The organism is Geobacillus sp. CCR, assembly GCF_052906625.1.
Genome location: NZ_JBREBQ010000046.1, coordinates 1 through 19,109, shown reverse-complemented (window position 1 = coordinate 19,109; position 19,109 = coordinate 1). Strand labels below are relative to the sequence as shown.

The window sequence follows — 19,109 nt, the reverse complement described above, 5'->3', positions numbered from 1 at the left end:
TTGACTGTTTCCATTCTACCAACTTCGTGGTCTGTATGCGGAAGAAGGATCCTGACTGATGAACCGATTTCATCCAGCTAACATATTTCTGGGGTTGAGTGGAAATCACAGAAAATGGTGAAGACCCTCAATTTATTACAATTAAATCGGGTTTCTAATTTTCTTTACGTCTGCGCATTCGCTTTTCAGAACATGTTCCCGAATCCAAGCAAAGCCTTTGGAGTCCATCCTCCAGGGCTTTATTCGTCATTGCTGAAATGTTGCCGAAGCTTGAGGCATCATTTTTTGGCCGTCAGGAAAAGGTGAATAGGGAAGCACAGCAGTCATCTTCATTGATTTTTGCACCGGAAGTATAGTATGCTGATAGCACAGCGACTATAGGGTGGAGGGATGATGGCCATGTCGATGGCGTATGAAGAATATATGCGCCAGCTCGTGCAGCCGATGCGGGATGAACTCGTCCGCGCCGGCTTCCGCGAATTGCGCACGAGCGAGGAAGTCGAGCAGTTTATGGAACAAGTGGAAGGAACGACGTTTGTCTTTGTCAACTCGGTGTGCGGCTGCGCCGCTGGATTGGCGCGCCCGGCGGCGACGCAGGCGGTGCTGCGGAGCGAGAAAAAGCCGGATCATTTCGTCACCGTATTTGCCGGCCAAGATAAAGAAGCGACGGCGAAAATGCGCGAATACTTTGTCGGCTATCCGCCGTCTTCGCCGTCGATGGCGCTCTTAAAAGGAAAAGAAGTCGTTCACTTCATTCCGCGCGAAGACATCGAGTTTCACTCGATGGAGGACGTGATGGAAAATATTTTGGCTGCGTTTGACAAATATTGCGGCTGATGCGGTGCGAGCGAGGAGCGAACCGCTTGCGTTGATTCGCTTTCGTTCCGCATACAACGGCGCGTTGGCGGGAACGATAAGGGCGGAGGTGATCGGGCGTGCCGAAGCGGAAAAAAGATCGTTCGAAAACGGGCGTCAGCGCCCCAGATGTTCGAGGGCAAGGCACGACGGAGACGGAGACAGGCGCGTTCGAGCTTGACTCTGCCCGCAAAAAAACAAAAATCGATTAAAAAGGAGCTCCCGATGCGGGGCTCCTTTTGTCGTTTTCATGCGCAAACTCCCTTCGCATCCAACAGAATGCCAAGGGAGCTGGATGGATCGCCAAGAGCGTTTAGGCGTTGGCGATACAACTATAAATAAAGTAAAGCAATGTAATGAGGCTGGCCGCAAAAAAGATCGTGTTCATGTTTCATTTTTCCCGCCTTTCTGTCTATATTTTCGCTGAGAATCTATGATACACTATTCATGTGAACTACCCCCACTTCGCTTTGCTTGAAGTGGGAGCTTCTCAGTTCCACGACGAAAGCATTCTTTCGTCTCCCTGAGCGTGACTTCGGGTCGTCCCAACCCTAGGCATCCGACGATTCGGAGTTCTTTCGCGCCTTGGATATTTTACGCATGGAAGGCTTTGCTTGGTTTTCGCATTGGATATTCTCCATGCAACCCCCTATATCCAGTTCACAAAGAACATGATATACCTTGATTTTATCATGTGTTTTGGCTGACGCCAACCGACATCCATTTGTCGCTGATCGCTGGGCTGCAACCTTCACGCGGTTGAAGCGGGTGTCTTCTTTCGGAACTATGATAAAAGTATATACCAACAAAAGCAAAAAGAAAATGCAGTTTTTGTCTTGTCAAGGGAGAGGAAGACGAAATGAAAAAAGCGAAACGAATGAACGCGTTTTCGGCATCGATTTTCGCCGAGTTGACGGCGTATCGTCAAAAGCAGCGCCACCTTCATGACGAGTGGATCGACTTGAGCGTTGGCAGCCCGGATTTGCCCCCGGCGCCGTTTGTGCGTGAGGCGATCGCCCGCTACGCCAACGAGCCGAATGCGTACGGCTACACATTAAAGGGCATTCGCGAGTTTCATGAAGCGGTCGCCGATTATTATCGGACGGCGCATGGCGTTGTGCTCGATCCAGAGACGGAAGTGACGTACGTGATCGGGTCACAAGACGGGCTCGTTCATTTGCCGATGGTGTTCGCTGACCCGGGGGATGTCATTCTATTGCCGGATCCCGGGTACCCGGCGTATGCGGCGGGGGTGGCGATGGCGGAAGCGATGCCGTATTTTCTGCCGCTGAGGGAGGAAAACAGCTTTTTGCCGGATTTGCGTGCGATCCCGGAGGACATCGCCAAACGGGCGGCGATCATGTTTCTTAACTTTCCAGGGAATCCGGTGCCCGCCGTAGCGACAGAATCATTTTATCGCGAAGTGGTTGAGTTTGCGAAGCGGTACGATATCCTCGTTGTTTCCGATTTTGCTTACGGCGAGCTGTATTATGACGGAAACAAACCGGTGAGTTTTCTTTCTGTTCCAGGCGCAAAGGACGTTGGCGTGGAGATCAATTCGTTGTCAAAAAGCTACAACATGGCCGGCTGCCGGGTCGGCTACTTATGCGGAAATGCCGAGGTGATTCGTGCGTTTGCCGAGTTTAAGTCCAATTTGGATTACGGCATTTTTTGGCCGCTGCAAAAAGCGGCCGCGGAAGTGCTCCGCCATGGCGCCGGCTTTTGCGCCCAGAGCCGCATGATTTATCAAGCGCGCCGCGATGCGCTCGTGGATGGACTCGCTGACATCGGTTGGACGGTTGACCGTCCGCAAGCCGGCATGTTCGTGTGGGCAAAAATTCCGGACGGCTTTACATCGCTTTCGTTTGCGAAGGCGCTGATCGACCAAGCCGGCGTCGTCGTGACGCCTGGGCACGCGTTCGGGCCGAGCGGCGAAGGCTACGTGCGCATCGCCCTTGTGCAGCCGGAAAACGTTTTGCGCCTGGCAGTCGAGAAACTCAAGGCAACCGGCTTGTTCGCGTCTCCGGCCGCTGATCGGCGGTAGCGGGAGGTGAAGACGATGAAGCTGCCGTCTTGGCTTCGAAAAACGCTTGTTGCTGCCATTACGGTTTGCACGTTTGGACTTGTCACACCGCCCGCTTCGCTGCTCGCGGCCAAAGAGCCGCCGTCAGATGATGCATCGTCTTCCGATTGGCAGCACAGTCCGGCAAGTCCTGCCGCGGAAGCTGTTTCGTTGACGCGAGCTCAATTCATTGAGCGGACGATGGAAAAGGCAGTTGTCCAGTCCTATGAAAAGTTCGGCCGCAAAATCGCTCCGGTCATTGAAGATGAGTTTCGCGCCGTCATTTTGCCGCGCATTGAAGAAGTGATCGCCGAGCTTGCCGCGCGCTATCCGGAGGAGGAGCTTCGCTATTTGGCCGTGTCAGAGAACCCGTCCGGCGGGCTCGGGGAGCGCATTTTTCATTTGTATCGGGCGGATACGGGAGAGGATTTGATCCGCTTTCACGTCCGCCGCGAGCATCCGCCGCAAGACGGATATTGGTTTCAGTTTCACTATCATACATGCGATGATGGGTTTCAAGCCCATCATGAACTCGGGAAAATCTACTGGTCAAAAAATACGCCGCCGAACTGGCGTACATAATCGCCTGCGGCGTTTTCCTGATTTTGCGCGTTTTTCCCCGCTTCGTTCTATGATATGATTTTCATAGATTGAAAGAAGCGGGGGAACCACGATGAAACGGCTACTCACTAGCTTGCTGGCGGCGCTGTTCGCCATTCCCCTTCTGTCGTTCTCGCCGTATCCGGCTGCCCATGGCGTGCTGCTTGAAGAAAGCAGCCTTGGCCTTAGGGGTGTTCCGTCTCATGATGTGCTTGGCCGCATCATCATCGTGCCGGAGACGGAGTTTTCCGCCTCTGAAGCGAATGAAACGATCCGGACGCTCGCCCGCATTGATCGCACGATTTTAGAGCAGGCGGCAGATCACCATATTTACATCCAACTGTTAACCGGCCCGATCACCGATGAGCCGACGGCCCGCCATTTGCGCGGAAAAACGCCGCGCGGTTATATGCCGGGTTCGAAAACATGGGATGACGTGCCGGGCATCGGCGGGTCGCATTTAGTGCTTGTCCGCCTCGGCCATAGCGAAAAAGGAAAAGGGCATGGCTCGGTCAATTTGGAGCTGCATGAGTTTGCTCATTCGCTCGATTACATTGTATTTGACCGCATTCATGAAACGGACGAATTTCAAGCGATTTGGCGGGAGGAGGCGCCGCGGCTCTTTCCTGGCGAATATTATTTTTTGACCTATCCGGAAGAGTATTTTGCCGAGGCGTTTGCCTATTATTATGCAAGCGAAGAGACGCGGCAAACGTTGCGGGCGGCAGCGCCGAGAACATATGCGTTGATCCGCGGATTGGCGGAACGGGCCTCGTAAAAGGCTCGTTTTTTTATGGACAAGTGGTTCACCATGCGTTGCTTTATGATATGATAGAGCGTGAGGTGAGAACATTGCGGCAATATTTGCAGTTATTGGAGGATATTTTAGAAAACGGCGTCGAAAAAGAGGACCGCACGGGCGTCGGCACGCTGTCGGTGTTCGGCCGCCAGCTCCGCTTCAACTTGCAAGATGGATTTCCGCTCGTGACAACGAAAAAATTGCATATTCGCTCCATCATTTATGAACTGCTTTGGTTTTTAAAAGGCGATACGAACGTCCGCTATTTGCAGGAGAATGGCGTGACGATTTGGGACGAGTGGGCGGATGAAAACGGCGACCTCGGCCCGATTTACGGCGCGCAATGGCGCTCATGGAAAGGGGCGGACGGGAAAACAATCGACCAGATCGCCTGGGTCGTCGAGGAGATCAAACGAAATCCGAATTCACGCCGGCTGCTTGTGAGCGCTTGGAACGTGGCGGAATTGGACGAGATGAAGCTGCCGCCGTGCCATTATGCATTTCAGTTTTATGTCGCGAACGGTCGGTTGTCGTGCATGTGGCAGCAGCGCTCCGTTGATACGTTTTTAGGGCTGCCGTTTAATATTGCCAGCTATGCGCTCTTGACGCATATGATCGCCCAGCAGTGCGACCTCGATGTCGGCGAACTCATTTTCACCGGCGGCGACGTCCATTTGTACAAAAACCATCTTGAGCAAGCGAAACTGCAGCTGACGCGCGAGCCGCGCCCGCTGCCGAAGCTCGTGATCAAACGGAAGCCGTCGTCCATTTTCGACTACGAATACGACGATTTCGAGATCGTCGGCTATGACCCGCATCCGGCGATTAAAGCGCCGGTAGCCGTGTAAAGGAGAGGGGCGGCATGATTTCGCACATTGTGGCGATGGATGAAAACCGGGTGATCGGCAAAGACAACCGCTTGCCTTGGCATTTGCCGGCCGATTTGGCATATTTTAAACGGGTGACGATGGGCCATGCCATCGTGATGGGGCGCAAAACGTTTGAAGCGATCGGCCGCCCGCTTCCTGGGCGGGAAAACGTCGTCGTCACGCGCAACCGCTCGTTTCGCCCGGAAGGCTGCCTTGTGCTTCATTCGCTTGAGGAAGTAAAGCAATGGATCGCTGCTCGCGCCGATGAAGTGTTTATCATCGGCGGGGCTGAATTGTTTGAAGTGACGATGCCCATCGCTGATCGGCTGTATGTGACGAAAATTTTTGCTTCCTTCCCCGGCGATACGTTTTATCCCCCTATTTTGGAAGATGAGTGGGACATCGTTTCCTATACGCCGGGGGTGAAAGACGAAAGAAATCCGTATGAACACGCCTTTCTCATTTACGAGCGGAAAGAGACAAAATAGGCACATATCGTACGTTGGCATGAACGTGCGTTTGCAGCTGGCGTACGGAAAGTTGAAGAAGGCGTCCCAAAAACATGGGACGTCTTTTTTAGTCGGGATACGAACGTTTTGAAACCGACCGCGCCGAACGGTCAAGTGTGTTTTTTCTGCATAGAAGCGGGGCAAAAAAGGAACGATAACAACTAGAACAACGATGGAAATGGAGGAAGACGATGAAGCATATCGTTCCGTTTGTCGTCAAACTGGCCGCTTGGAGCGTCGTCTTGTTTTCGATGTTTACGATCTTCAATGCCCCGCTTTCCTTGATTTCACTCATGACGATCGTGACGGCGCTTGTTTCTTATATTATCGGCGATCTGTTCGTGTTGCCGCGCGTCGGCCATTTTGTCGCTGCCGCTCTTGACGTGCCGCTTTCCTTTTTGCTTATTTGGCCGGTCAGCTTTGCACTCATTGCCCCGTCCGTCAACATGGCGTACGGCGCGTTTTTCAGCGCCTTGGCGATCGGAGCGGTTGAAGCGTTTTTCCATTTGTATATGGAAAACCATGTGCACGAAGAAGCAAGACGGGAAGAAGCGCACCGCTGGTATGATGAGGGAAGATGGGCGACGGAATTTGCCGAGGAAGAAGAGTTCAAAAAAGAGGACGACCGGGCATAGCGCCGGTCGTTTTTTCTGTCCGCTTGCGCATTAAGAAGTAGTTCGCCGTGCAGGTGTTGCACATTCGCCGCGTTGCCGTCTGGCGAGGTGGCTAGGGAGAGGTTTCGAGCAGGAAGGACGGCGCTCATCGGATGGCGTCAGGCCAAAAACGTGAGTCCGGCCGGCGGAAGCGCCCGGTAAAGCGGGACAATCGCGATGATCGCGAGCCAGCCCATCTTCACTCAAAAACTTTTCGAAAATTCCCTTTTCTTTTTGCGAATTTGTGATATAATCTACAAATCAAAGACAACTTAGAAAGAAAGGGAACGAGAACATGGAACAACAGCTGAAACGAAAGCAAGGGGCGGTATACGTCGAGGACATTTTGATCGCGTATCATACGCTGAAGGATGTTGTTTCCCATACGCCGCTGCAAAAAAACCCGCTGTTATCCGAGCGCTATGAATGCAATGTCTACTTAAAGCGCGAGGATTTGCAAGTCGTGCGTTCGTTTAAGCTGCGCGGGGCGTACAACCGGATGAAGCATTTAACCGATGAGGAGCGGAGAAACGGGGTGGTATGCGCCAGCGCCGGCAACCATGCCCAAGGAGTGGCTTACTCGTGCCGGGCGCTTGGCGTGCATGGGAAAATTTACATGCCCGCGACCACGCCTCGGCAAAAAGTGTCGCAAGTGCAGCTATTTGGCAAAGACATGGTCGAGATCGTGCTTGTCGGCGACACGTTTGATGATTCATACAACGAAGCGGTGAAGTGCGCCGAGGCGGAAGGGCGGACGTTCATCCATCCGTTTGATGATGAATACGTCATTGCCGGACAGGGGACGATTGGCGTCGAGGTGTTAAACGACTGCGATGAACCGATCGACTTTTTGTTCGCCAGCATCGGCGGCGGGGGATTGATGGCCGGACTTGGGACGTATGTGAAAAGCATTTCTCCGTCCACCAAGGTGATCGGCGTCGAGCCGGCTGGCGCCCCGTCGATGAAAGCGGCGCTCGAGCGCGGACATGTCGTGACGCTCGAGGAAATCGACAAGTTCGTGGATGGGGCTGCCGTCAAGACGGTCGGGGAAAAGACGTTCGCCTTATGCCGCGGGGTGCTTGATGACATCGTCGTCGTTCCGGAAGGGAAAGTGTGCACGACGATTTTGGAGCTGTACAACGAAAACGCCATTGTCGCCGAACCGGCGGGGGCGCTGCCGATCGCCGCGCTTGATTTTTACAAGGAACAAATCCGCGGCAAGACGGTCGTCTGCGTCGTCAGCGGCGGCAACAACGACATCGACCGGATGCAGGAAATCAAAGAACGCTCGATGATTTACGAAGGACTGCAACACTATTTCATCGTCAACTTCCCGCAGCGGGCTGGGGCGTTGCGCGAGTTTTTGGATGAAGTACTTGGGCCGACCGATGACATCACCCGGTTTGAGTACACGAAGAAAAACAACAAAGAAAGCGGCCCGGCGCTCGTCGGCATCGAGCTGAAACGGCGCGAAGACTACGCGCCGCTCATCGAGCGGATGAAGAAAAAAGGCTTCCCGTTCCAAGAAGTGAACAAAGACCCGAACTTGTTCCATTTATTGATCTAACGAAAAAATACGAAAAAAGTCGGAACAAATTCGCCGCATTCCGACATACTTTTTCACCGGATTGGTGTATAATAGAAGTAAATCGGTGAAAAAGAGGATTGATATTTTGCTATTCAAAAGCCTCGAGTTCAAAAACGCGTATGGGCAGAAAGTGAAGATTATCGAAATTCCTGTATTGGAGGAAGAGAACACGTACCGATTCATGGTCCAACTGCGCTTGGAGGCGTTTATTGCAAAGGTGTACCGATCGAGAACGAGCCGTTCTGTGTATTCGTTCCGCGAACATTTGAAGAAAGTGCTGAAATGGCCTGTATATGAACAGATCTTTAAAGAGACGGTGTTAAAGCATAATGCATGATCGTTGTTGTTTTGCCCCTGGCCGGCAAAACAACTTTTTTTTGGTGGGATTTTGGGCGGTTTCGTTATATAATTGAAACGAGATGACGATGGGGGAGAAACGAAAAGTTCGGCGGAAACTCCGCATGGCCGCTTGATTGAACGCCGCGGGGCGTCCTTGGAACTGGATTCGCCCTTGATGCATACGGGAGTGAATCGATGAAAAACGTAAAAATTGTAACCGATTCGACAGCCGATGTGCCGGCGGCAGTGCCCGCCGAAATGGTTTCGAGCATGATCGGCCACACGCGGGTTGAAACGACGCCGGTCATTTCCATTCACACCGGCCCTGGGGCGCTTGCGCTCATGTACTATACTGAAGAACCAGATCGAGAATAAGTGCAGCTCGAAGGAAAAATGATGTAGACGGAAAAGGATGAACGAGCGATGTGGAAACGGATGATGATGATCGTGGCAGTTTGTTTGCTCGCGGCGTGCGGAAAAACGATTCCGGACGCCAAAAACTGGCCGGTCGCCGACTTTACGTTCGTCGATCAGTCCGGCAAGCCGTTTGGGCTTCGCGACTTGAAAGGAAAAGTATGGGTCGCCGATTTTATTTTTACGAATTGTGAAACGGTTTGTCCGCCGATGACGGCCCATATGGCGAAATTGAAGGAAAAGGCGGAAGAAAAAGGGCTTGATGTGGAATTTGTTTCGTTCAGCGTCGACCCCGAAGTCGATACGCCCGAAAAACTCGAAGCCTATGCGAAACAGTTTACAGACGATCTATCAAACTGGCATTTGCTGACCGGATACAGCCTCGCCGAAATCAGCGAGCTGGCGCAAAAAAGCTTTAAAACGATCGTGCAAAAGCCCGCCAATGATGACCAAGTCATCCACGGCACAAGCTTTTATTTAGTCGGTCCGGACGGTAAAGTGGCGCAAACGTACAACGGCGTGGAAAATGTGCCGTATGACACGATTTTGGAGCATATCGAAATTTTGCAGTCGTCGCGCTAAGGCAAAGGCGGTGCCGCTGTTTTGCCTTCTTTTCGCCTCTCCCTTGTTGCGGCAAAAGGCAGGTGTCAAACGTGAAACGATGGGGATGGCTGATCATATGGAGTTGGCTGCTTGTCGGATGCGCCGCCTTTTCAGCCGGCGGGAAACTGGAGCACCCGAATGAAGCGGCCGGCAAACTGCTGGAAGCGAAGCCGCTGCCGAAAGATATTCATTTGGTCGCTTTAGGCGATTCGTTGACGGAAGGAGTGGGAGACGGCGAAGGGAAAGGCGGCTATGTCGGCCGCCTTGTCCCGCTCCTTTCGGCAGAAGAAGGGGTGCGAACGGTGACAGTGACGAATTTCGGCAAGCGCGGCCGGCGTATCGTCGACCTCGAGCCGGTCATTGCCGCTCATCGAAAGGAGCTCGGGCAGGCGGATGTGATAGTGCTGACAATTGGCGGCAACGATGTGATGAACGTCGTTCGTTCGCACTTTTTGGACTTGTCGCGCGAGCGGTTTCGGCAAGCGAGGGAAATGTTTGCCGACCGGCTCGACCATCTGTTGATCTCGTTGCGCACCGTCAACCCGTATGCGGTCGTTGTGCTCGTCGGCTTATACAATCCGTTTTCCAGCACGTTGCCGAACATTCCGGAAATCGATGACGTCATCGCTGAGTGGAACAGCGCCAGCCGGGCAGTGCTTTCACGGTATGACCGGACGATCTTCGTTGATATTCAAGACATCTTCATCGACCGCGACGAATTACTTCATCGCGACGAATTTCATCCGAATGCCGCAGGATACGAACAGATTGCCATGCGAGTGTATGAAGCGTTAGATCAACAAAAAGAGTGGTGGGTAGGGAGCTTATTGCAATGAATTGGAAACGAGCGTTTTGGATGTTGGCGGCTGTCAACGCGGCGGTCATTGTTTTAGCCGCCGCCTGGCTGCTTAAGCCGTCTCCGCCGGTGAAACGGCCGGCGCACCCGGATGTCGAAGGAGCCTCATTTACTGTTTACTCGAAGAAAGCACATTTGAACGCCGTCATTAACGATTATTTGGTGAAAAAAACGAAAGGCCATTCGCTGCAATACCGCGTTTGGCTCGCCGATCGCGTCTATGTTTCAAGCGAAATCCCTATTTTAGGTCGTCCGGTCGAACTCGTCGTCTCGTTTGTGCCAAAAGTGGTCAAAGGAGGGAATGTCGAGCTCACGGAGCCGACGATTTCGTTTGGCGATTGGAAGCTGCCGGTGACGTATGTGCTTCGCTACTTGCAAAAGCACGCCCCGCTGCCCGATGAAGTGGCGATTGACCCGGAGCACACCCGTGTCTACGTCGCACTCACTGACATTCGCTTTGGCAACAGCTATCAAGTCGCGGCGAAAAAAATCGATTTGGCCGCCGATGAGATCGTGTTTACCTTAACGATTCCGACCAAGCAGCACCAGTGAAAAAGACTGTCCGCGTTTGCAGGACAGTCTTTTTTGCGGTTAGGAGCTCCTTTGCCATCCGCTTTTCCGACGTTTTAGACGAGGCGCAGCCCTTTCGGATAAAAGTTTTTCACCGTTCCTTTCACTTCTTTCCCCCAGGCGAACGGAAATCCATCCACAGCCACAAGCAGCCAACCGCGGTTGCCGTTGGTGGAAAGCGTCTCCCCGCGCCAATATTGGACGATTTCGCGGCTCGCGCTCGATAGGTCAAGCACATGTTTCGCTTCCTCTGTCCGCAGCGCCAAGGCAAGGGCATGGTTCGGCTCAAACCGCTCTTTTTTCACATCCCCTAAGTGCAACCCGGCGCGGACGATTTTCAAACCGGACAAATCCGGGCAACGCTCGGGCAACACAGTCAAATGGGCGCCAAATGACACGAACGTGCCGTCTCGTTTTGTCCGCAATGCCTCTTGTTCAAACTGTCGATACAGGCGGATAGCGGCTTTTGGCGCGCTCGATTTCGCCCACCGCCCCCGCCAAGGCGGGGTGGGCCGCTGTTTTTGCAGTTTGGCGACAAAATGCCCTTCACCTTTCAGACGGTGCGGCCAAAGGCGGGCGGCGTGTACGAGATCGGATCGATTGGTTTTCGTCCACTCCGGCCGCCCCGGCTCGATGCCGCCGATTTTCGCAATTGGCAGCAACCGCAAATCATCGTGCGCCTCAAGCAGCCATTCAATCGTTTGCTCGTTTTCCTCAGGAGAGAACGTGCACGTGGAATAGACGAGAATGCCGCCTTCTTTCAGCATCGCATAGGCGCTTTCCAAAATGCGCCGCTGTCTGGCCGCACACTCTTCGACGTAAGCCGGGCTCCAAAACGAAGCGGCCTCTTCATCCTTGCGAAACATGCCTTCGCCGGAACAGGGGGCGTCGACTAAAATTTTGTCAAAAAAGCCTGGAAACCGCTCGGCAAGCGCCTCGGGAGTTTCATTGACGACAACGGTGTTCGTCAAGCCGAACCGTTCGACGTTCTCTGCGAGCGCTTTGACCCGTTTCGGGTGGATTTCGTTGGCGACAAGCAGCCCTTTGTTTTCCATCATCGCTCCAAGCTGGGTCGTTTTCCCGCCAGGGGCGGCGCACAAGTCAAGCACTGTCTCCCCAGGGGCGGGACGCAGCGCTTCGGCGACCGCCATGGCGCTCGGTTCTTGAATGTAATACAGGCCGGCCGCATGGTACGGATGCTTTCCCGGCTGTTCGTCCGGCTCATAATAAAACCCGGTCGGGCAAAACGGCACCGGGGAAAGGGAAAAGGGCGCCGTTTTTGACCATGCGCCCGGGTCGGTTTTCAACGGATTGACGCGCAAGCCGTTGATTTTTTCGTTTTCATAAACAGCGAAAAACTCGTCTGCTTCTTCATCAAGCAGCTTCTTCATTTTCGCGACAAATGCTTCCGGCAATCTCAACGCAACAAACTCCTTTCTCCGTCCGTCGTCATGAGCGTTTGCCTGGCCATTTCACTTTCGGCTCCGTTTTGTTCAAGATGCGTTGAATGTTGGCGCGATGACGATAAAAGATAAACGAAGCCAGCAACAACACTGCCACCGTCAATGGAATGTCGTCAGTGAAAAAGACGGTGTACACGACCGCATACAGCGCCGCGGCCATCGATGACAGGGAGACGTAGCGTGAAACAGCCAAGACGACAAGAAACACGGCGATGAGCGACAAAAAGAACAACGGCGAATAAAACAGCATCACCCCGCCCGATGTCGCCACCGCCTTGCCGCCGCGGAACTTGGCGAACACCGGATACATATGGCCGACCACGGCGACCGCACCGGCTAACAGCGGATGCACGGGGACGGAAAAAAGCATCGGCAAGCTCGCCGCCAGCGTCCCTTTTAGCATATCGCCGACAATGACGATCGTTCCCGCTTTCGCCCCAAGCACGCGGAACGTGTTTGTTCCCCCAAGATTGCCGCTCCCGTGTTCGCGGATGTCGATCCCGTAGCCGATTTTCCCGACAAGAAGGCCAAACGGAATCGAACCGAGAAGATAAGCAAGAAGCAAAATGAGTGCGGTCATCGAATCAAACACCCTTTACTCAACAAGTTTGTGCATGTTTCTATTTTAACATGCATGAGCGAAAACGGTAGACAGGAATTTTGCATTTCAAGGACATAGCCGCTAAACTGAAAAGAAGAAACGGGCTGTCGGAAAGTCCGTCCGACCCCGGACAGATGAGAAAGGAGCGACCATGATGAAAACGACGGTTGTATGGAACGGAAACATGTCATTCAGCGGCCAAAGCGCTTCCGGTGTGGTGATTCCGATCGACGCCGCGAAAGACGTCGGCGGCAACGATTCAGGCGCTCGGCCGATGGAGCTTTTGCTTCACGCCTTAGCCGGCTGCACCGGCATCGACATCATTCTGATTTTGCGAAAAATGCGGCTTGATGTCCGCGCGTTTTCGATGGAAGTCGAAGGAACGCGCGCCGATGACCACCCAAAGCGGTTTACAGAAATTCATATTCATTACGCGCTCGAAGGCGATTTGCCGGAAGACAAGGTCGTCCGCGCCATTCGGTTGTCAAAAGAAAAATATTGTTCCGTTTCCCATTCGTTAAATGCCGCCATTACGGCGAGCTATTCGATCAACGGCGTGCGCGGGAAGGAGACGATCTAACAAGGAGAAGGGCGTGGCGTTCATGGCCGTTTCGCGTGGCATAGCGCCGAATGACAATACGATGAAAAAGGTGTTCCGATCGTTTGCGGAACACCTTTTTTGTGTTAGAACGGATAACGGCGATCAGTCGTTTGGATGGACACCCCGCCGACCCGCTTTTCTTCGAGCTACGCCCGATAGGCGGCGCGCAAAAAAACTTTGTCCTCATACTTGACACAGCTCTTTTAATTGTTATAATTTTTAACATAAATACGTTATATTTTATTACACAAGAAACGGTTGAGGGGGGCGGCGGGAAACATGAAAAAAATTGAAGCGATCATCCGGCCGGAAAAATTGACCGATACGATTAAAGGGCTGAAACAGATCGGCATCACCGGGTTTACCGTTTCGCAAGTCGTTGGGCGGGGAAAACAGAAGGACACGCAAGGAGTTTACCGAGGAAAAAACTACAAAGTGACGCTTCACCCGAAAGTGAAGCTGGAAATTGTTCTTTCCGATTATATGGTCGAGCGGACGATTCAAACCATTGTCGCCGCTGCGCAAACCGGGGAAGACGGAGATGGGAAAATTTTCGTCTACCCGGTGTTTGAGGCGTACAACATTCGTACGGGCACGTTGGATTTTGATATCGACGAGTTAGCCAATCAGCGGGAGGGACAGGCATGATCGAGCAAGTCAATGCAGTGTGGATCGTCATCGCTGCGGCGATGGTGCTGTTTATGGAAGGCGGATTTAGCTTGCTGGAAGCAGGGCTGGTGCGGACGAAAAACGCCGTCAATGTGACAATGAAAATTTTCGTTGATTTGACCGTTGGAGCGCTCGCCTTTTGGTTCATTGGCTTTGGGTTGATGTTTGGCGATGATGCGTTTGGATGGGTCGGCACGACATTGTTTGGGACGCCGGAACGTATTTCGTTGTCTGTTCCGTTGCCTAGCGCGGCGTTCGTTTTGTTTCAAATCGGGTTTGCGGTGGCGTGTGTGTCGATTATTTCCGGCGCGGTTGCCGAGCGGATGAATTTTAAGGCATACATTGTGACGGTTCTTCTCGTTTGCGCTGCCGTTTACCCATTATCGGGCCATTGGATTTGGCATAGCGACGGCTGGTTGGCGAAACTTGGGATGAAAGATTTCGCAGGGTCAGCAGCGATTCATGCGCTCGGCGGCTTTGCGGCGCTGGCGATCGCCAAGCGGCTCGGGCCGCGAAAAGGGCGGTTCAACTCGGATGGCAGTGTGAACGTATTTGCGCCGAGCAATATTCCGCTTGCTTCGGCTGGGGCGTTCATTTTATGGTTTGGCTGGTTTGCGTTTAATGCAGGCAGTACGCTCGACGCATCCAATAAAGCATTGGCATCGATCGCCCTCAACACGATGCTGTCAGGGGCGGCCGGGGGCGCGTCGGCGCTCTTCGTGACGATGAAAAAGTACGGAAAAGCCGATCCAAGCATGGTCATGAACGGTGTATTGTCCGGTCTGGTGGCCATTACGGCCGGTTGCGCCTTCGTTTCGCAATGGAGCGCGGTGCTGATCGGTCTTGTGAGCGGCGTCATCGTCGTCTATGCGACGCTGTTGGTCGATGCGTTGAAAATTGACGACCCGGTCGGTGCGGTGGCGGTTCATGGGTTTAATGGGGTCTTTGGCACGCTCGCCGTCGGTTTGTTCGACTTGACGCAAGGATTGTTGACGACCGGTCATGCGTCGTTGTTCATCACCCAACTGCTTGGCGCGTTCACGGTCATCATTTGGGGCTTCGTCAGCGGTGCGCTCATCGCGAACGTATGCGCCAAAACGGTTGGGCTCCGGGCGACAGAGCGTGAGGAAGAAGAAGGGCTCGATATGGCGTACCACGGCATTCCGGCTTACAATGAACTCGAGCGGTTTGCCGATCTCCCGGGCGGGTTGTACGATTTTGAGGAGACGACCGGCATTCGCGTTGCTCCGTTAAACAAGAAAAACGCGGTCGGTTGAACGCTCTCCCACCTACGCTTGTGCTTCGAGGTGGGAGATTCTTGGGAACACCCGCCCCACGGCAGGCTGTCCATCGAGCTAAAAAAGAAAGGCTGTCCGAAGAGATACGTTCAACAGACTCTATCGGGCGGTCTTTTTTGTTTCTGTTGTTCTCAACAGTCAGTTGTGAATTTACAAAATATTTACGAAAAATCATCCTTTCTGCTCTATCATTGTACTGACTCGCAAGGATATAATGGGAGTGAACGAGAAGGCGAGAGAAAGGGGAACCGGGAATGAAGAATTCCAAACGATGGGGAAGACGGGTGCTATCGGCATTGACTGCTGCAGCGGTGCTGGCCGCGGCTCCAGTTGGGGCGGCAGGGAACGGGAAAAGCAAGGGAAAGCCGCCTGCTTCCTCGCACCGTTATATTGAGGTGCAGCTGTTAGGCATTAACGACTTCCACGGCCAGTTGAATGTGACGAGAAAAGTCGGCGGGCGGGAAGTCGGACGGGCTGATTATTTGGCTGCTTATTTGAAACAGCGTGAGGCGGAAAACAAAAATACGCTGCTCGTCCATGCCGGCGATGCGGTCGGCGCGAGTCCGCCAGTATCGGCGCTGCTGCAGGACGAGCCGACGATCGAAGTGCTCAATAAGCTCGGCTTTGACGTCGGCACCCTTGGCAACCATGAGTTTGATGAAGGAGTAGCGGAAATGCTCCGCTTGATCCATGGCGGATACCACCCGGCGACCGGCGATTTCGCCGGAGCGGATTTTCCGTACGTGAGCGCCAACGTCGTTGATGCGCAAACGGGAAAGCCGATTCTCCCGCCATATGTGATTAAGCGGGTCAACGGCATGCCGATCGGATTTATCGGCGTCACGCTCACGGAAACACCAACGATTGTGACGCCAAGCGGCGTCGCGGGAGTCAAGTTCATCGATGAAGCAACAGCGATTAACAAAGCGGTCCGGGAACTGAAGAAAAAAGGGGTGCAAACGATCATCGTTCTCGCCCATAACCCAGGCGTATCCAATCCGGATGGGACAAACGCAAGCGGGGAAATTGTCGATATCGCCAAAACGATCGATGATGAAGTCGACGTGATTTTCGCCGGTCATAACCATGCCTATTTAAATGCGGTTGTGGACGGCAAGCTGCTCGTTCAGTCGTATTCATACGGCACGGCGTTTTCTGATGTCGATTTGAAAATCGACCCACGCACGAAAGACGTCGTCGCAAAAAAAGCGGAGATCGTGACGACCTATCATGACGGCATCACTCCGGACCCGGAAATTCGGACGCTCATTGAAAAATATGAAGCGAAAGTCGCGCCGCTTGTCAACCAAGTCATTGGTACAGCGGCCGAAACGATCACCGATGAACAAAACGAAAGCGGCGAGTCCGCCTTGGGCAATTTGATCGCCGATGCCCAGCGGGCGGCGATGAAAACCGATTTTGCCTTTATGAACCCGGGCGGCATTCGCGCCGATATTGAACAAGGCGAAGTGACGTGGGGCGAATTGTACAACGTTCAGCCGTTCAACAACCAGCTCGTGAAAATGACGCTCACCGGCGCGCAAATCCGCCAGCTTTTGAATCAACAATGGCAGCCAACCCAAACGCGCATGCTGCAAATCTCCGGCCTCCGCTATACATGGAGCGCCAGCAAGCCGGTCGGAGAAAAAGTCATTGATATTCAGCTTCCTGATGGCACACCGCTGAAACCGGACGCCGAGTACACGGTGACGGTCAACAGCTTCCTCGCCGACGGCGGCGATGGGTTCACGGTGTTGACGCAAGGGACAAACCGCGAGGTCGGCCCGGTCGATTTGGATGCCCTTGTTTCGTATATTCGCGGTCTTGAGCAACCGTTCTCAGCACGGATCGAGGGGCGGATCAACCGGCTTCCGTAACAGGTGTTGACCGAGGAAAAATGATGGAAGGGCGAACGGTCGCTTATCTAATGAAGAAGGTGTCCCTAAAAGACTCGGGACACCTTTTCTTTACTCCTAATGGGCGGGCTTGCAGCCGCTTGTGCTTGGACGATAGAAAAAGACCGTTCAAGAGAGTTTTTCCGCAGATCAAGATGCTTTTTGCTCGAACAGCTTGATGATCTCCACGATCACTTCGGCCGCTTTCACCATATTGTCGGCGGAAATGTATTCGTAGCGGCCGTGGAAGTTTTCGCCGCCGGCGAAAAGGTTCGGCGTCGGCAGCCCCATGTAGGAGAGCTGCGACCCGTCCGTGCCGCCGCGGATCGGTTTCACCTTTGGTTCAATGCTCAAGTTCGTCATCGCTTCGTGGGCGATGTCAACAATGTGGCGCACCGGCTCGATTTTTTCGCGCATGTTGTAATATTGGTCGTTGATTTCGAGAGTGATTCGGTCGTTTCCATATTTTTGCGCAAGCGAAGCCGCGATCTCTTTCATTTTCGCTTTGCGAGCCTCGAACTGTTCGCGGTCAAAGTCGCGGATGATGTAATGAAGCTTCGTTTCCTCTACACTGCCTTGGAACGAAAGCAAATGGTAAAACCCTTCATATCCTTCCGTATGCTCAGGCGCCTCATGGGCTGGCAGCTGCTGCTGGAACTCCATGGCGATTTTGATCGAGTTGATCATTTTTCCTTTCGCTGTGCCCGGATGGACGTTTTTTCCTTTGATCGTGATTTTCGCTTCGGCAGCGTTGAAGCTTTCATACTCCAATTCGCCAAGCGGCCCGCCGTCGACCGTGTAGGCAAATTGGGCGCCGAATTTGGCAACGTCAAATTTATGCGGCCCGCGGCCGATCTCCTCATCCGGCGTAAAGGCGACGCGCACTTTGCCATGCTTGATTTCCGGGTGTTGAATGAGATAGTTCATCGCGGTCATAATTTCGGCGATCCCCGCTTTATCGTCAGCACCAAGCAGCGTCGTCCCATCGGTCGTGATGAGCGTATGCCCTTTGTAGTGGGCAAGCTCCGGGAAGTCGTTCGGCGACAAGATGATGCCTTGTTCTTTGTTTAACACGATGTCCCCGCCGTCGTACTGTTCGATAATTTGCGGGTTGACGTTGGCTCCCGTAAACTCCGGAGCGGTGTCCATATGAGCCAAAAAGCCGATCACTGGCACGTTTTTGTCCGTATTGGCCGGCAGCGTCGCCATCACGTAGCCGTTTTCGTCGACCGTGACGTCTTCCATGCCGATCGACTTCAGCTCTTCGACGAGCATTCTCGCCAGCTCCCACTGTCCCGAAGTCGACGGGCACGTATGGCTGTTTGGGTCGGATTGAGTGTTGACTTTCGCGTAGCGGATGAAGCGTTCGATCAATTCTTGTTTCATTGGCCCATCTCCTTTATGCATCGATTTGCTTGGATCGATGAATGATTCTTCCAACTGGAAAGGAAAAAATAGACGGCGCTTTCCATTTTATTTTATCATATGTGGATCGAAACAATGAAAAATAGAGGGACAACTTCATGAGGAAAAAAGGCAAGGAGGGTTCGTCGCGACGTCTTTCACGCAACAAAGCGGTTCACCGCCTAGGAAAACCGCTTCGATGTTTTGGATCGTCCGCTTTTCCTTGGTCACATCTTCGGTGCACGCTGCTTGTTTTTTTCGCTTTCTGCCTGTTTTTGCGCAGCAAGATTTCCTGGTGTCGCTTTCGTTTCCAGATTGTTCACGTTTTCTTTTGTGGTTCATCACCAAATTTTGTGATTTAGTGACAAAAAAGAGAAAGCACTGACGAGATCCTGGCAATAATGTTAGCGGTGAAATCAACATTAAGGAGGTCTCGTAAGTGCTTTCGATACCACTAGGAT

General features: G+C 53.1%; 22 protein-coding genes. 18 read left to right on the top strand and 4 right to left on the bottom strand.

Annotated features, from left to right (window positions below; genetic code table 11):
• Nucleotides 1-399 precede the first annotated feature (399 nt).
• The 14 genes from ACVBDQ_RS16065 (at nt 400) to ACVBDQ_RS16000 (ending at nt 10,699) form a co-directional block, all read left to right on the top strand.
• Nucleotides 400-837 carry a BrxA/BrxB family bacilliredoxin gene (locus ACVBDQ_RS16065; protein WP_074043654.1) on the top strand — a complete coding sequence of 146 codons (438 nt, stop codon included), beginning with the start codon at nt 400-402 and terminating at the stop codon, nt 835-837.
• Between the two features lie 98 nt (nt 838-935).
• Entirely contained in the window at nt 936-1,067 is a 132-nt protein-coding gene (locus tag ACVBDQ_RS16060; RefSeq protein WP_011231272.1) for a YuzL family protein, read from the top strand.
• Between the two features lie 647 nt (nt 1,068-1,714).
• Entirely contained in the window at nt 1,715-2,899 is a 1,185-nt protein-coding gene (locus ACVBDQ_RS16055) for an LL-diaminopimelate aminotransferase (RefSeq protein ID WP_446663321.1), read from the top strand.
• 21 nt (nt 2,900-2,920) lie between these two features.
• Nucleotides 2,921-3,499: a YpjP family protein gene (locus ACVBDQ_RS16050; protein ID WP_176202420.1), complete on the top strand. Its 579-nt coding sequence runs from the start codon at nt 2,921-2,923 to the stop codon at nt 3,497-3,499.
• A 91-nt stretch (nt 3,500-3,590) separates the two neighbouring features.
• The gene (locus tag ACVBDQ_RS16045; RefSeq protein WP_074043650.1) at nt 3,591-4,295 is read left to right on the top strand and encodes an anthrax toxin lethal factor-related metalloendopeptidase; all 705 of its coding nucleotides are present in this window, start codon (nt 3,591-3,593) and stop codon (nt 4,293-4,295) included.
• A 74-nt stretch (nt 4,296-4,369) separates the two neighbouring features.
• A complete protein-coding gene (gene thyA / locus ACVBDQ_RS16040) occupies nt 4,370-5,164 on the top strand; it encodes a thymidylate synthase (protein WP_074043649.1) in 795 nt (264 codons plus the stop codon).
• Between the two features lie 14 nt (nt 5,165-5,178).
• On the top strand, nt 5,179-5,673 hold the full coding sequence (locus ACVBDQ_RS16035; RefSeq protein WP_074043648.1) for a dihydrofolate reductase: 495 nt from the start codon (nt 5,179-5,181) through the stop codon (nt 5,671-5,673).
• Nucleotides 5,674-5,885: 212 nt separating this feature from the next.
• Nucleotides 5,886-6,329 (top strand): YndM family protein, encoded by a 444-nt coding sequence (locus ACVBDQ_RS16030; RefSeq protein WP_074043647.1) that lies wholly within the window; start codon nt 5,886-5,888, stop codon nt 6,327-6,329.
• A gap of 313 nt (nt 6,330-6,642) precedes the next feature.
• Complete coding sequence (gene ilvA, locus ACVBDQ_RS16025) at nt 6,643-7,914, top strand: threonine ammonia-lyase IlvA (RefSeq protein ID WP_074043646.1); 1,272 nt, start codon at nt 6,643-6,645, stop codon at nt 7,912-7,914.
• Nucleotides 7,915-8,020: 106 nt separating this feature from the next.
• Entirely contained in the window at nt 8,021-8,272 is a 252-nt protein-coding gene (locus tag ACVBDQ_RS16020; RefSeq protein ID WP_074043652.1) for a YpmP family protein, read from the top strand.
• Nucleotides 8,273-8,469: 197 nt separating this feature from the next.
• A complete protein-coding gene (locus ACVBDQ_RS16015) occupies nt 8,470-8,649 on the top strand; it encodes a hypothetical protein (RefSeq protein ID WP_074043645.1) in 180 nt (59 codons plus the stop codon).
• A gap of 48 nt (nt 8,650-8,697) precedes the next feature.
• Complete coding sequence (locus ACVBDQ_RS16010; protein WP_074043644.1) at nt 8,698-9,270, top strand: SCO family protein; 573 nt, start codon at nt 8,698-8,700, stop codon at nt 9,268-9,270.
• Between the two features lie 71 nt (nt 9,271-9,341).
• Nucleotides 9,342-10,127: an SGNH/GDSL hydrolase family protein gene (locus ACVBDQ_RS16005; protein WP_074043643.1), complete on the top strand. Its 786-nt coding sequence runs from the start codon at nt 9,342-9,344 to the stop codon at nt 10,125-10,127.
• On the top strand, nt 10,124-10,699 hold the full coding sequence (locus tag ACVBDQ_RS16000) for a YpmS family protein (RefSeq protein ID WP_074043642.1): 576 nt from the start codon (nt 10,124-10,126) through the stop codon (nt 10,697-10,699). Before ACVBDQ_RS16005 ends, ACVBDQ_RS16000 begins: the two co-directional genes overlap by 4 nt.
• 74 nt (nt 10,700-10,773) lie before the next feature.
• Here the strand turns inward: ACVBDQ_RS16000 and ACVBDQ_RS15995 are convergent, their stop codons facing one another.
• Together ACVBDQ_RS15995 and plsY are read right to left on the bottom strand one after the other, a co-directional pair.
• Complete coding sequence (locus ACVBDQ_RS15995; RefSeq protein ID WP_074043641.1) at nt 10,774-12,138, bottom strand: RsmF rRNA methyltransferase first C-terminal domain-containing protein; 1,365 nt, start codon at nt 12,136-12,138, stop codon at nt 10,774-10,776.
• 28 nt (nt 12,139-12,166) lie between these two features.
• On the bottom strand, nt 12,167-12,760 hold the full coding sequence (gene plsY, locus ACVBDQ_RS15990; RefSeq protein ID WP_044737044.1) for a glycerol-3-phosphate 1-O-acyltransferase PlsY: 594 nt from the start codon (nt 12,758-12,760) through the stop codon (nt 12,167-12,169).
• Nucleotides 12,761-12,935: 175 nt separating this feature from the next.
• Between plsY and ACVBDQ_RS15985 the strand changes: the two genes are divergently transcribed.
• From ACVBDQ_RS15985 to ACVBDQ_RS15970, 4 genes are all read left to right on the top strand, one after another.
• Nucleotides 12,936-13,361 (top strand): OsmC family protein, encoded by a 426-nt coding sequence (locus ACVBDQ_RS15985; RefSeq protein ID WP_074043640.1) that lies wholly within the window; start codon nt 12,936-12,938, stop codon nt 13,359-13,361.
• Between the two features lie 300 nt (nt 13,362-13,661).
• Nucleotides 13,662-14,030, top strand: a complete 369-nt coding sequence (locus ACVBDQ_RS15980; protein WP_074043638.1) for a P-II family nitrogen regulator — start codon at nt 13,662-13,664, stop codon at nt 14,028-14,030.
• Nucleotides 14,027-15,328 carry an ammonium transporter gene (locus ACVBDQ_RS15975; protein ID WP_446663320.1) on the top strand — a complete coding sequence of 434 codons (1,302 nt, stop codon included), beginning with the start codon at nt 14,027-14,029 and terminating at the stop codon, nt 15,326-15,328. Before ACVBDQ_RS15980 ends, ACVBDQ_RS15975 begins: the two co-directional genes overlap by 4 nt.
• A gap of 275 nt (nt 15,329-15,603) precedes the next feature.
• The gene (locus ACVBDQ_RS15970; protein WP_446663319.1) at nt 15,604-17,226 is read left to right on the top strand and encodes a bifunctional metallophosphatase/5'-nucleotidase; all 1,623 of its coding nucleotides are present in this window, start codon (nt 15,604-15,606) and stop codon (nt 17,224-17,226) included.
• Between the two features lie 168 nt (nt 17,227-17,394).
• Here the strand turns inward: ACVBDQ_RS15970 and pepT are convergent, their stop codons facing one another.
• Together pepT and ACVBDQ_RS15960 are read right to left on the bottom strand one after the other, a co-directional pair.
• Entirely contained in the window at nt 17,395-18,630 is a 1,236-nt protein-coding gene (gene pepT, locus ACVBDQ_RS15965) for a peptidase T (RefSeq protein ID WP_074043635.1), read from the bottom strand.
• A 135-nt stretch (nt 18,631-18,765) separates the two neighbouring features.
• Nucleotides 18,766-19,109, bottom strand: a 344-nt coding sequence (locus ACVBDQ_RS15960; RefSeq protein WP_446663318.1) for a hypothetical protein, incomplete at its 5' end; no start/stop codon positions are given.